12 protein-coding genes are annotated in these 13,189 nt (G+C 43.9%); 11 read left to right on the top strand and 1 reads right to left on the bottom strand.

The window, feature by feature from the left end; genetic code table 11:
• Positions 1-44: 44 nt before the first annotated feature.
• The 10 genes from J2T19_RS10505 (at position 45) to J2T19_RS10550 (ending at position 10,035) form a co-directional block, all read left to right on the top strand.
• Positions 45-764, top strand: coding sequence for a class I SAM-dependent methyltransferase (locus J2T19_RS10505; protein ID WP_307215439.1), 720 nt, complete (start codon positions 45-47; stop codon positions 762-764).
• Between the two features lie 44 nt (positions 765-808).
• Positions 809-1,507 (top strand): SDR family NAD(P)-dependent oxidoreductase, encoded by a 699-nt coding sequence (locus J2T19_RS10510; protein ID WP_307215441.1) that lies wholly within the window; start codon positions 809-811, stop codon positions 1,505-1,507.
• A 110-nt stretch (positions 1,508-1,617) separates the two neighbouring features.
• Positions 1,618-2,307 carry a response regulator transcription factor gene (locus J2T19_RS10515; RefSeq protein WP_307215443.1) on the top strand — a complete coding sequence of 230 codons (690 nt, stop codon included), beginning with the start codon at positions 1,618-1,620 and terminating at the stop codon, positions 2,305-2,307.
• Positions 2,304-3,308, top strand: coding sequence for a sensor histidine kinase (locus J2T19_RS10520; protein WP_307215445.1), 1,005 nt, complete (start codon positions 2,304-2,306; stop codon positions 3,306-3,308). The genes J2T19_RS10515 and J2T19_RS10520 overlap by 4 nt, the downstream gene beginning before the upstream one ends.
• A 141-nt stretch (positions 3,309-3,449) precedes the next feature.
• Positions 3,450-4,205 carry an ABC transporter ATP-binding protein gene (locus J2T19_RS10525; protein ID WP_307215448.1) on the top strand — a complete coding sequence of 252 codons (756 nt, stop codon included), beginning with the start codon at positions 3,450-3,452 and terminating at the stop codon, positions 4,203-4,205.
• Positions 4,202-6,127: an FtsX-like permease family protein gene (locus J2T19_RS10530; RefSeq protein ID WP_307215450.1), complete on the top strand. Its 1,926-nt coding sequence runs from the start codon at positions 4,202-4,204 to the stop codon at positions 6,125-6,127. Before J2T19_RS10525 ends, J2T19_RS10530 begins: the two co-directional genes overlap by 4 nt.
• 254 nt (positions 6,128-6,381) lie before the next feature.
• Entirely contained in the window at positions 6,382-6,804 is a 423-nt protein-coding gene (locus J2T19_RS10535) for a GNAT family N-acetyltransferase (RefSeq protein WP_307215452.1), read from the top strand.
• Between the two features lie 46 nt (positions 6,805-6,850).
• On the top strand, positions 6,851-7,288 hold the full coding sequence (locus tag J2T19_RS10540) for a GNAT family N-acetyltransferase (RefSeq protein WP_307215454.1): 438 nt from the start codon (positions 6,851-6,853) through the stop codon (positions 7,286-7,288).
• Positions 7,289-7,614: 326 nt separating this feature from the next.
• Positions 7,615-8,835, top strand: coding sequence for an RtcB family protein (locus J2T19_RS10545; protein WP_307215456.1), 1,221 nt, complete (start codon positions 7,615-7,617; stop codon positions 8,833-8,835).
• Between the two features lie 12 nt (positions 8,836-8,847).
• Positions 8,848-10,035, top strand: coding sequence for a DUF4272 domain-containing protein (locus tag J2T19_RS10550; RefSeq protein ID WP_307215458.1), 1,188 nt, complete (start codon positions 8,848-8,850; stop codon positions 10,033-10,035).
• A gap of 126 nt (positions 10,036-10,161) precedes the next feature.
• Here the strand turns inward: J2T19_RS10550 and J2T19_RS10555 are convergent, their stop codons facing one another.
• A complete protein-coding gene (locus J2T19_RS10555) occupies positions 10,162-11,199 on the bottom strand; it encodes a LacI family DNA-binding transcriptional regulator (RefSeq protein WP_307215460.1) in 1,038 nt (345 codons plus the stop codon).
• Positions 11,200-11,727: 528 nt separating this feature from the next.
• Between J2T19_RS10555 and J2T19_RS10560 the strand changes: the two genes are divergently transcribed.
• Positions 11,728-13,104, top strand: coding sequence for an ABC transporter substrate-binding protein (locus J2T19_RS10560; protein WP_307215462.1), 1,377 nt, complete (start codon positions 11,728-11,730; stop codon positions 13,102-13,104).
• Positions 13,105-13,189 lie beyond the last annotated feature (85 nt).

The raw sequence follows: 13,189 nt of genomic DNA on the forward strand, positions 1-13,189 counted from the left end.
CTGATTCTGTAAGGGGGGTTCATCTGAATGAGGAGGCGAAAGGTATGGAAAAAACAATTAGGACTATCCAGGATGTATATGACATGTTAGATGCGGAATTTCGCTCTGCAAAACAGTTCTGGGAACCTTTTTATGAAGATCGTAGCAGACCGATTCCCTTTTTTCCGAATAAGCCTGATGAGAATTTGGTAGCACATGTAAACTCAGGATTGCTGACTGGAGGCAAGGCGCTAGAGCTTGGTTGTGGGCCAGGTAGAAATGCACTCTATCTGACGCGTGAGGGTTACCAAGTCGATGCATACGATCTATCCGAGACGGCTATTGCGTGGGCAAAAGAACGGGCTAATGAAGAACAGCTCGCGGTTAACTTTGAGTGTCGATCCGTATTTGAGTTATCTCCGCATGCAGAATATGATCTCGTGTATGATTCCGGCTGTCTTCATCATCTCTTGCCCCATCAGCGTATACCGTATCTGGAGATGATCTATAATGCGCTTCGACCAGGAGGCTACTTTGGCATGACTTGTTTTGCTCCGGGATTCGGGGGTATGGGCGGACCAGAGACGGTTATGGATGATTGGGATGTATACCGGGAGAAATCAATGAAGGGTGGTCTAGCATTTACAGAAGAGAAGCTCCGCTATATGCTGGAGGAATCGTTCGAGTGTGTAGAATTACGTCCGATGAAGACGATGAGTCAGGAGGATGCTGAGTTTGGCATACCCATCCTATGGGTGACGTTGTGGAAGAAGAGAGACGCATAATTACATAGATCGTGGGGTTTAAACTTAAATTAGGAGGATGACGAATGAGAACAGAACATTATATCATTACAGGTACTTCTAAAGGCATTGGGATGCAATTAGCAGATGTGTTATTGGAAAGGGGAGCTTGGGTTCATGGCATTTCACGAGGCACTCCTGAGCCGTTAACAGCTCATTCTCAATATACACATTACGCGTATGACCTTAGTGATCATACGGGAATCGATGAGCTGATGACTCGAATTCTGGCACAGATTCCAGCACAGGAAACTGAGATCATTGGACTGATTAATAATGCAGCCATGGTTGAACCGCTAAAGCCCATAGATCAATGCAATGCCGCAGAGATCAGTCAGAGTTTGAATATTAGCTTGGTAGCACCCATGATATTAAGTTCTGCTTTTATTCGTCATAGCAATGCTATGAATGTAAGGCGGAAAATTGTTAACGTTTCTTCTGCATCAGGGCAATATCCAGCGCCCGCTATGGGAACGTATTGCACAGCCAAAGCAGGCATTAACATGTTTACGCAATGCCTTGAGGCAGAGCAAGGAGGCGCGGAGAATCCAGTTGACGTGCTAACTTTTGACCCAGGTATGGTCGATACAGAGTTACAGGCAGTCGCACGAGGTAAGAACGAAGCAGAATTTGCGCTATCTACACTATTCAGTCAAGCTTACGAAGCAGGCCAACTGCAAGATGCGAGAGATGTTGCAGAGCGACTACTAGCCCAACTGAAGTAGCAAAGAGATTCTGTCTGAGGTTCAGTCCGAATTGCGCCACCAAGGAGTGAGTTTTTGAAGCATGGATATTTACCAACTGCTGCTCGACAAAGGAATGATTAAATAATCTAATGTTCAAAATTATGCTGATAGAGGACGACGAATCCCTGTTTAATGAAATGAAAGATCGATTGAGCCAGTGGTCATATGACGTTTATGGAGTGCAAGATTTTGGCAAAGTGATGGAGGTATACAGTAGTATTCAGCCTGAACTTGTCATCATCGACATTCAGCTGCCGCAATATGATGGATTTCACTGGTGTCGATTGATCCGGGCGCATTCCAATGTGCCTATTATCTTTTTGTCTTCACGGGATCATCCTACGGATATGGTAATGTCCATGCATCTGGGTGCTGACGATTTTGTGCAGAAGCCCTTCCACTTTGAAGTGTTGATTGCGAAGATCCAGGCGACGCTGCGGCGCGTGTACAATTACAATACAGAGCGGGTAGAATTACGGACTTGGCGAGGTGCAACGATTGAGTATGTGAAAAATACGCTTACTCGCGATCAGCAAGCAGTACTATTAACGAAGAATGAAATGTTGATTCTTAAAGTGCTTGTCGAACAAAAAAATCAAATTGTGACCCGTGAAGAACTCATCCGCAGTCTGTGGGATCATGAGCATTTTGTCAGTGACAATACGTTGACGGTGAATGTGAATCGATTGCGGAAGAAGCTGGAACCTCTTGGTTTGGATTCGTATATTGAAACTCATGTAGGACAAGGTTATCAGGCTACGGAAGAGGCAAATATATGATTTGGCAGTATTTACGTGAGAAGCTGACTTGGTTGTTACTCCTGGTTTTCATACAGCTCATCACTTTGTTTGTGGCTTATATGGATACATCTATTCCTTTTGAAGCGTTGGCTTATATCGTGTTGCTTCAGGTTGTCATATGTATTGTGTTTATCTGGGCGAGATATCCGAAAGAGACGCGTTATTACAAAAAATTGACTACTTGGGATCATACATATGATCTCGCCGAGCTGGATCAAGCGGATAGTCCGTATGAGCGCATTATACATAATGCTGTGGCTTCTCAGACCGAGCGTTACCGGAAGGAATCGACTTCTCATTTTAGTTCATTAGAACAGGAGAAGGACGAGATCCTCTCTTGGATTCATGAGGTTAAGACGCCACTAACGGCATTACAGCTCATGATTGACCGGATGCCAGACGATCGCTTGCGGGCACAGATGACGTATGAATGGTTGCGTATACATCAGCTCTTGGATCAACAGCTTCATCAGAAACGCATTCCGTTTATGCACAATGACTTGTTTGTGGAAAATACGGAGATTGAGCCTGTAATCGTTGGTGAGGTTCGAGCGTTAAAGTCATGGTGTATTTCCAAAGGGATTGGGTTCGATGTATCTTTATCTGCCACTCATGTACTGACAGACAGTAAGTGGCTAAGCTTCATCATTCGCCAGCTTCTGAGTAATGCAGTGAAATATAGTGATTCCTCCGATATTGTTATTATGAGTGAAGAGCATGAGGGGCATGTTGTACTTACCATTCAGGATCAGGGGCGAGGTATAGAGGCTCAGGATCTACCGCGTATTTTTGATAAAGGCTTCACATCCACTCATGGGCGGCTTGAAGGAACGGCTACGGGCATGGGACTGTATCTAACGAAGCAGGTTGCGCAGGCTCTTCGGATTGATGTTCATGTGCACTCCGTTCCGGGAGAAGGCACAACAGTACGGTTAACCTTTCCACGAGAGAATGAAATGGTGCGGCTTGCAGGCATGTGACGATAATGTCACATGCTTTTTGGTTTTGTTAGATCAATCGAAGGATAAATACTCCCGTTCCCCTTATGATAAAAATTGTTCAGAGAGCCGCTATTGATTACGGAGATGCCTAGAAACATATCGAGGAGGAGTGAGTGGGACATGTTCATTTTGGAAGCGAAGAAAATATATAAAGTTTATGGAGATAAATTTAATAAGCAAGAGGTCTTAAGAGGTATTGATCTAGGGGTGCGAAAAGGGGAGTTTGTTGGCATCATGGGACCTTCCGGATCAGGCAAAACAACCTTGTTAAATGTGCTATCCTCGATTGATCGTGTCAGCCAAGGCACGATAGAGATTGAGCGTAAAGAGTTTACTGGGATGAAGGAGAAGCAACTCGCTGAATTCCGCAAACGACATCTCGGTTTTATATTCCAGGAGTACAATCTGCTGGATACACTTACGGTTAAGGAAAATGTACTTCTACCACTCTCCGTCACCGGCATACCGAAACAAGAGGCGCATCGTAGATTCGATCATATTGCAGGAGAATTAGGCATTGCTGAACTAAAGGATAAATATCCGTCTGAAATCTCGGGCGGGCAGAAACAGAGGACTTCGGCTGCACGCGCATTCGTTCATGATCCCAGTATTATTTTTGCAGATGAGCCGACAGGTGCATTGGATTCCAAGTCAGCTTCCGATCTGCTCGGTAAGCTCAGTGATATGAACACTAAACATCAGGCAACGATTATTATGGTTACGCATGATCCAGGCGCTGCGAGCTATTGTAGCAGAGTTATTTTCATTCGCGATGGACAGATTTATACCCAATTGAACCGAGGGGACGAGTCACGTCAGACGTTCTTCAATGATATTATCAAAACGCAGGGTGTACTGGGTGGTGTGCAGCAGTGAGTCTAAACCACATCATTATTCGCAATTTGCGCAAAAATTTGAAAAATTATTATCTCTATGTTTTTGCACTAATTTTCAGCGTTGCTTTATATTTTTCATTTGTGACATTACAGTACGATTCATCCCTGACAGAAGTGGAGAACTCCGTTAAAGGTGCAGCTGCTATAGGGACATCATCGGTGCTATTAATCGTCATTGTAGCCATTTTCCTGTTATATGCGAATACGATCTTTATCAAACGTCGCAGTAAGGAGATTGGATTGTTTCAGCTCATTGGATTAACCAAAGGTAAGATTTTTCGAATTTTGAGTGTAGAGAATTTCATTCTTTATTTCGGTTCTATGATTATTGGGGTGTTGATTGGATTCCTTGGATCGAAGCTGATCCTCATGATTTTATTTAAAATTATTGGTGTAGATGCCATTACGAAGTTGGTCTTCTCTCCGATGGCATTAGTGCAGACGATCATTGTTTTTGTCGCATTGTACATGCTGATCATGTTGATGAACTACACCTTCATTCGAGCACAGAGTATTCTTTCGCTCTTTCGAGTCTCTTCAACCTCGGAGCAGCGACAAAGCCAGATGTCAATGGGGCAGGTTATCGTAGGTGTATCAGGAATTATCCTCATCGTATTCGGGTATGTCTTGTCAGCCAAATTGTTCAGTGGAGCCGCACTCGATATGCAGCAATTGATGGTCACGATGCTTGTGATCCTGTTCTCTGTTATATTGGGCACTTATCTGTTCTACAAAGGTTCCGTTAGTTTTCTGTTTAATCTGATTCGCAAAAGAAAACAGGGTTACCTATCTATTCATGAGGTGTTGTCGTTATCATCTATTATGTTCCGCATGAAGTCGAATGCCTTGTTGCTCACCATTATTACAACGGTTTCGGCTCTTGCCATTGGCATGCTGTCTCTAACATATATTTCATATTATTCGGCAGAGGCTCAAGCACGAGAGAGTGTGCCAGAGGATTTTTCGTTTGCACAAGCGAATGTGAAGAATCGATTTGTAGCTGAATTGGATCAGCGAGAGATTGCTTATGAGGTGAAGCACAGACAACCGATTTTCATTGAAATTGATGGAAAAGATATCATGAATGAATCTCAAGGTAAGGAATTTTTGTACAGCAGTGTCGTGAGCGACCAGATGGTGGATGACTTGGATCTTACCCCGGGTGAAGTGGTCTTTATGGGGTATGGAAACGTCGTTCGGCAATTAATTCCGATTCAGGAGAAAGGTTCTATTGTTCTGCATGGGATGAAGCATAGTATCGATCAGGAGTTAATTGGAACCTCGAAGCAGGGAGTACTCCCTATGTATTATACGAAAGGAACACCGGTCGCCGTGGTGGACGAATCGGTATACCAAGAGCTTCAACAGGATCTCGATCCTAAGCTTCAGGAGGAAGACAAGGCTGATTATTATGGTGTACAGATTGTAAGCTCGGCTCAGGCGGAGGAAGCATACACGATCTACAAGGAACTAGACTTACATGTCCCTAATTTCGCTCAGATCGAAATTCGAGACAGTCAGCGCACTAATATGGGTCTTATTATGTTTATCGTAGGTTTCTTAGGTCTGACCTTCCTGATTACCTCAGGATGCATTCTATACTTCAAACAAATGAACGAAAGTGAAGAAGAAAAGCCGAATTATACGATACTGCGCAAGCTCGGCTTCACCCAAGCTGATCTGTTACGTGGTATTCAACTGAAGCAATTGTTTAACTTTGGTATCCCGTTAGTGATTGGATTGAGTCATAGTTATTTTGCGGTGAAGTCGGGCTGGTTCTTCTTCGGTACTGAGCTCGTGACACCAATGGTGATCGTGATGATTGTATATACGATGTTGTATTCAATGTTTGGGTTATTATCTGTCTTGTACTATAAACGTGTGATCATGGAATCACTGTAAATTAGAGATCAGGAGAAGAGAGTCTTCTCAGCATGCGTATAAACAGCCTTAGTTCGGGTTCCTACGGGATTACCTGAGCTAAGGTTGTTTAGGAGTTATAAGACACACCCTAGTCATTAACTAATGGAAAAAAAGGAGGTTCAAGGAAGTTTAGCGAATTAATGATCAGGTGGATGGTACATTACATATGGAAGAAAGCTTCGATGCTGAGGCGATAAGATAAGAAGTTATAGAAGGGATGGTAGAACAGAGTGGTGTCTAATCATAACTTAAATACAAGTACTGCAGAAGATTCTCAGTATGTTCGTCAGCAATTAATAGCGTATAATGCAAGTCATATATCGACTGAACTCAGAGATCGGTATGAGGAACTAAACTTCCATGTGAAAAATGAGGCTGGCGAGATTGTGGCAGGCATACTCAGCACACTATGCTGGAACTGGATTGAAATCGACATTTTGTGGGTAAATCCAGAACAGCGTCAACAGGGTTTTGGCTCACAGCTTCTGCTTGAGGTGGAACAACTTGCGCGTACGAAACAATGTGACTTTGTTATGCTAAACACATTTTCCTTTCAAGCACCAGAATTTTACAAGAAGCATGGATACACCGTAACGACAGTTAATCAGAATGCCCCAACAGGGCACACACACTATTATTTTAAGAAAGAACTTTAAATGAGCCATTGTGTAATCGTTTAAGGTCAACAGGGGGTATTCCATCATGGTAACTGTAAGAGCTATCGAACTTCAAGACCTGCCAGCATTAAGTCACCTATACAATGAGTTGATGGAGACACCAACGAATGAGGTTCAAATGCAGAAGATGTTTCGTTATATTCAGCAAAATGGGCATTACTATATCCTCGGAGCGTTCTATGAGGGGAAGCTGGTCGGCTCTGTGATGGGTATTGAGTGTATGGATCTGGTAGGTCAGTGCAAACCTTTTATGGTGGTGGAGAATGTGATTGTATCTGAGCAGGTGCGCAGGCAGGGCATCGGCCAGAAGCTTATGCTACAGATCGAACGAATCGCGCGAGATCTTGCGTGTGGTTATATGATTCTGGTATCTGGCGATCAACGGAAAGAAGCTCATCAGTTTTATGAGAAGCTAGGGTTTAAGGATGAGAAGGTACAGGGGTACAGGAAGCAATTTAGCTGATCTCGTCTGAGGCTGTTACATATTCACATGGATTCCAATGGAGCATGCTCACACAAGAGAGATTTTATTAGAAAAGAGAGCCAAAGGCTCTCTTTTTTTGATGTCTCATCTATTGAACATTAATAATCAAGACCCGTCTTGTGCTGATAAGTCGCAACTTAGTCTTCATCCCAGAACAGATCGTTTAACGTCCTAGAGAGCGCTTTGCATATGGAGATCAATCCAACAAAATAAAATTACCCCTGCCGATAATCTACAAATGTTGGTAAAATATACAGAGCTATTGCTGTTTAATGTCTTATGAGTATAAGGAGGTTTTATACATTATGCGTGTGATTGATAACATTAAAGTTTGGGGGGAACCGCTGGAGAATGCAGTGAGTCAGGCTGTGACTTGCTCGCAGTATGGAGATGTGCTTGGTGTGGCATTAATGGCAGATCATCATAAAGGATATTCTCAACCCATTGGTGGTGTGGTCGCCTACCGTAATATGATTAGTCCTTCAGGTGTGGGATACGATATTGCCTGTGGTAACAAGGCGGTACGTACGAATCTAATGTGGGATGATATTTCTCACGGGATTGCGAAGATGATGGATGAGATTAATCGGGTCGTTTCATTTGGAGTGGGACGGAACAATCCAACACCGATTGACCACGAATTGTTTGATGATACGAGCTGGAAGCTATTTGACACCATCGAGCCCAAGCTAGAGCAGAAGTTAAAGACGCTGGCACGCAACCAACTCGGAACCGTGGGCAGTGGTAATCATTTTGTTGATATTTTCGTGGAAGAAGCTACGGGCAAAGTGTGGATTGCCAATCACTTCGGAAGTCGTGGATTCGGTCATAAAGTAGCGAGTGGCTTCCTCAACTTGGCAGCAGGGCGTGAATTCAGTGGGAAGGCGCCTGGTGAGTCGATGGATCAACCCCCTACACTGTTTGACCTAGGTAGCGAAATGGGTGATATGTACTGGAAGGCGATGACCCTTGCGGGTAGATATGCATATGCAGGACGTGACTACGTCATCGAACAGGTGCTAGATATCCTCGGAGCTCGCAGCGAATACGCTGTCCACAACCACCATAACTTTGCATGGAAAGAAGAGCATTTTGGTGAAGAAACGGTTGTAGTAAGAAAAGGTGCAACACCGTTATCCCCGGGACAGCTTGGTTTCGTTGGAGGCAGCATGGGAGATATCTCGGTCATTGTCGAAGGAATTCACAGCGATGAGAATACGGAGTCTTTCCGTAGCACAGTACATGGAGCAGGACGAATTATGAGTCGTACACAGGCTGCTGGCAAAATGAATTATAAGCTCCGCACACGTATGGGCGGAGAGATTAGTGAAGAACAGATGCATCAAGCCATCCGTGCGTATGGCGTAGAACTGCGTGGCGCAGGAACAGATGAAAGTCCGTTCGTGTATAAGAAGCTGCAGGATGTGCTCCATGCCCATGCAAGTACCTTGAAAGTGAATCATATTCTACGTCCTGTTGGCGTGGCCATGGCCGGGGGCAATGAGTTTGACCCGTACAAGGATTAATGACTAAAGAAGGTGAACCCATTGAAAAATTGTGCCTTATACAGCTCGCAGTTTGACTTAGAGCAAGTTCATGAGCTTCTTCGGTCATTGTATCCCCAAGATCGGATAGAGCTAAACGAAGATAAAACACATATTACCGTAACTCAGAAGAAATGGTTTAGCAAAAAAACCAAAGGATTCAACATCATGACGAGTCGAACGCATCCGGAACAATTTACAGCTATGATCCAAGGCATGATGAATTTTCTTGGCCAGATCGATGCAAACCATCCTCAGCTCCAGGAGAAAGTATTAATCAAGTGCTCAACCTTGAATATGGTTATTGGCATTGAGACGGACGAGGACATATCCGAGGCATTCTTCCATGAGCTGTTGCAACTTGCGGATCAGCTTGATGGGCTGATCTTCTGGGGCGGTGGCTCTCTATTGAACGCTCAAGGACAATTGTTACTTGATACGAACGGTGATTCAGAAGTTGAAGATTACACAGTAACTGCACATCCAAGCCTACTAGATGATGCTCGACCTCAGTCTGCATCTGGCATTCAGCGTAAGGAGCGCTCTGAACGTATTTTGACCGAACAGGGTATTCCGTTCAATCCACATTTGCCTGCCAGAGCTGGAGATGAACATACGAGAATCCGAACACTTGATGAAGTGGCAAGGCGAGCAGTGGCTCTATGTCTTGCAGCGCTCAAGGGGGAATGTTTGGGTGCGGGTGAGAGTGCTGAAGATACCGCTGCACTTGTCCAAGAGGTCATTGATAAGTATGATGCAGATTCATTCTTTTCGCCAGCAGAGCGAAGGTTTATTCATCAGCATGGAGCGGAGCAGCAGGAGGTAATATCCTTCTCGTGGGGATATGAAGCTTATTATGTTATGCTCTGGGCTCTTGGTTATATTCAAGAATTAGGGGCTCCAACACAGCTATGTAACGTAGGACAAGCGGTAGGATACTTGCAGCAATGTGACACAATTGAAGAGTTTATATCCCAAGCTTCGTTCCGTAGTGCAAGTGAAATCCTAGATGAAGCAGATTTAATCTATCGGTATAACTGGGTTTGTGTAGACAGTCGTGTGAAAGGAAGCACGCCACCTGCAGGTTTGAATAGCGGAGTTGCCTATGAACGCCACCGGGCGTTGAATTGGTTGATCTGTTATCTGGACCAAGAGTGGGATGAAGTTAGAACGGATACGTAGGTGCGCTTATGCTCATAAACTAAAAATGTAATACGCAAATACCCTCATGCCAATTCAGGAATGGCATGGGGGTGTTTGTAATGCCTTTTATAGGGATTGTTTAAGTTGGGCTAACTGTAATATAGATCAACCACTATGTCGGCCGAACTGTTCTCGAATAATAACATCTGCGAGAATGAGCTTTTTTTCCACATTACTTTCGGGGTTGATAATGCGCCACAACATCTGATCCACTGCACGCGCACCAAGTAACTCCTTGTTGACGTTCACACTAGCGAGCACAGGAATGTCGTTGTATACATTATCAAAGCCCGTGACGACACATTGATCAGGTACACGAATCCCCATGCTTTCTAGCGTCTCAATGGTAGAGAGTGCATAGAAGTCATTGGCGCACACAAATACTTCAGGCAAATTAGTTTCGTCAAACAATGAACTGAAGGTCTTGCGGAAGTCCTCCAGATCTGGGCTGCTTAGCTCGGGAATCTGGTTGAGTTCAATTCCATGTCCCATAAGGACTGAGCTGTAGGCAAGCCAGCGTTCATAGAAGCTGTGTGCATCATGGATGTTACCAACAAACTGGAAACGTTTGAATCCCTTACGAAGCAGGTAGAGCATAATGTCACGCATCGATGCAAAATTATCTGTGAAAATACTGTCACTATGGAAGACGGGATCTAGATGATCGACCATGACCACAGGTATGCCCAACCGTTTAATTTCAAGCAGGATCGGTGTGGAGATGGAGCCCACCGTAATAATGCCGCGAATGGCATCTGGATTTAATAACGTGAATAATTGGTCAGCAGAAGGCTCTGTCAGTGTCAGTATATTAATACCCTTCTGATTGAGCCGGGAGGATATCCCATTGAAGACGGGACCCCAGTACACGGATTCCTGATTCTGATAACGGATGTTAGGAAACAAAATCAAAATCGTCCCGCTCCAACGTATGTTTTGTGGATCATTAAGATCATTACTATTGTGGACATCTCCAGATAACGCAGCGTTATCTTTGAAATATCCAAGCTTGCCGGCGGCTTTAAGGATAACATCCCGTGTCTGGTCACTAACTCCTGATTTTCCAGACAACGCGCGTGAAACCGCAAATTTCGACAAACCCGTAAAGTGTGCAATTTCCTGGATTGTTACCTTCGTCTTCATCATACCATCCTTACACTCGTAGTTCTGCCGTATTGTCTACAACGAATTATGAAACTGATTCTAGTATACATGATTAATTTCCTTGAATCGAATTACAGACAGACATTTCAAAAGGATAGCTCTAGGTAGATTTAAGCGGATAGTGAAATCCATAGATGAGAGATGTTGAACGAAAATTAAAGCGAATTTTGTCTAAAAAATTATGGTTTGTTATTTTAAATAAATAACAAAAACAAAAATAAAGGTTGGTTATGCATTCGTGTGTACTCAATGGGTGATATAGATAATATGCTTTAAAATAAGCGTTTCAATTACCTGTAATTGCATTCTAACAGAAGAAATAGAAAATGTTAACAACAAAAATGTTGACGCTTACATTATGCTATGTTAAATTTTGTTTGTCAAAACCAAACGAGAAAATAACAAACGGTGGTGGTCATGTATTTTCTTTAGGGCATATGGGAGGTATCGGTATCGGTTTCGGTTTGTCCATGATTTGTAAACACATTTGGGGAGGTTGTTCTAATCATGATTAGAAAACGGAGCTTTTTTCCTATTCTTTTATTGGTGTTCATGCTTATTGTATCCGCTTGCAGTGGAGGGGGAACAGCGCAGAACGCCACGGAACAGGAAGGTACGGCGAATTCAGGCAATACCACAGAAACGGTAGAAGCAAGCACAGAGGCTGAAGAGCCTGCAGCTGATGTTCCGAATCTGAATGGTCGTGTCATTAAGATTGCAGCATGGTGGGATCTGAAACCGGCTGGAGAGACTGCGTCGGATAAAGCACGTCTGGACAAAATTGCTGAGGTTGAGAAAAAATACAACGTGACCATTGAATTCGTGAATGTACCGTTTGAAGAGTACATGAACAAATTCACAACGACTGCTCTTGCTGGCGAGCCGTTTGCGGATATTGTACAGATGGAATATAAATCTGCACTCCCGGCTGTACTGAAAGGGCAGTTATTGCCGATTTCTGAGTTTACCACTAGTGAGAACAACATCAATCAGGAAGCTAACCTGATGACTAGATTCCCGTCCATTGCAGGTAATGATTACGCATTTGACTCACCGACAAGTATTGGTCTGGGTCTTCACTATAACCGTGATTTATTCAAGAAGCTATCGCTGCCTGATCCACAGGAACTGTACAACAACGGTGAGTGGACTTGGGATAAATTCATGGAACTTGCGAAACAAGCAACCAAAGATACGGATAACGATGGCAAAATTGATGTCTATGGATATTCGGGTTGGGTAATCGATGCACTGCGTCACTTTACGGCAGCCAATGGCGGTACGATCGTAGATGACGAGAATTCCAAAGAAGGCTTGTCTGATCCGAAAACGATTGAAGCAGCTGAATTTATCAAACGCTTGTATAACGTGGAGAATGTTGTGAAAGTGAAAACAGGCGACAAAACGAACTGGGAAGAAAGCAACACATTCAAGGACGGAGACGTTGCTCTTTTCACTGCGGCAGAATGGCAATTAGGGGATCTGACCTTCGCTGCTGGCGTAGTACCTATTCCGAATGGTCCTCAGGGTGATAAGTCTGTAACGTATGCAAACAATGCGGCAGCAGCGAAGTTCATTCCCAAAGGTGTAGAAGATCCGAAGATTGTATACCAAATCTATGAAGAGACCTTCGACATTCCACAGATTGAAGAATACCCAGGGCAAGATTACCTGGAAAGTCTCTACTCAGATGAGAAGGACATCGCGATGATTCGTGAGCATATTGCTGGCACAGGTCGCATCTTGCTGGATGATGCCTATGCAGGTTATCCAATCGGTGATTATGTAAACGATATCATCAAAAACAATGCCTCTGTTACGGCAACAGCAGAGAAGTATAAAGCACAGGCTCAAGCTGCTGTGGATAAGCTCAGTAAACAATAACTACAGCAATAATGGGGGTACCTCGTATCTAAGATGCAGGAGTACCCCTCTTCCTAAATTCCAAAAAAGGAACGCTGGCATCAGC

The sequence above is a fragment of the Paenibacillus tundrae genome (assembly GCF_030812775.1).
Classification (GTDB): Bacteria; Bacillota; Bacilli; order Paenibacillales; family Paenibacillaceae; genus Paenibacillus; species Paenibacillus tundrae_A.

Bases quoted from the DNA above. Each gene is read 5' to 3' on its own strand.
- J2T19_RS10505 (WP_307215439.1), top strand. From the start codon at position 45: ATGGAAAAAACAATTAGGACTATCCAGGATGTATATGACATGTTAGAT.
- J2T19_RS10510 (WP_307215441.1), top strand. From the start codon at position 809: ATGAGAACAGAACATTATATCATTACAGGTACTTCTAAAGGCATTGGG.
- J2T19_RS10515 (WP_307215443.1), top strand. From the start codon at position 1,618: ATGTTCAAAATTATGCTGATAGAGGACGACGAATCCCTGTTTAATGAA.
- J2T19_RS10520 (WP_307215445.1), top strand. From the start codon at position 2,304: ATGATTTGGCAGTATTTACGTGAGAAGCTGACTTGGTTGTTACTCCTG.
- J2T19_RS10525 (WP_307215448.1), top strand. From the start codon at position 3,450: ATGTTCATTTTGGAAGCGAAGAAAATATATAAAGTTTATGGAGATAAA.
- J2T19_RS10540 (WP_307215454.1), top strand. From the start codon at position 6,851: ATGGTAACTGTAAGAGCTATCGAACTTCAAGACCTGCCAGCATTAAGT.
- J2T19_RS10545 (WP_307215456.1), top strand. From the start codon at position 7,615: ATGCGTGTGATTGATAACATTAAAGTTTGGGGGGAACCGCTGGAGAAT.
- J2T19_RS10555 (WP_307215460.1), bottom strand. From the start codon at position 11,199: ATGAAGACGAAGGTAACAATCCAGGAAATTGCACACTTTACGGGTTTG.
- J2T19_RS10560 (WP_307215462.1), top strand. From the start codon at position 11,728: ATGATTAGAAAACGGAGCTTTTTTCCTATTCTTTTATTGGTGTTCATG.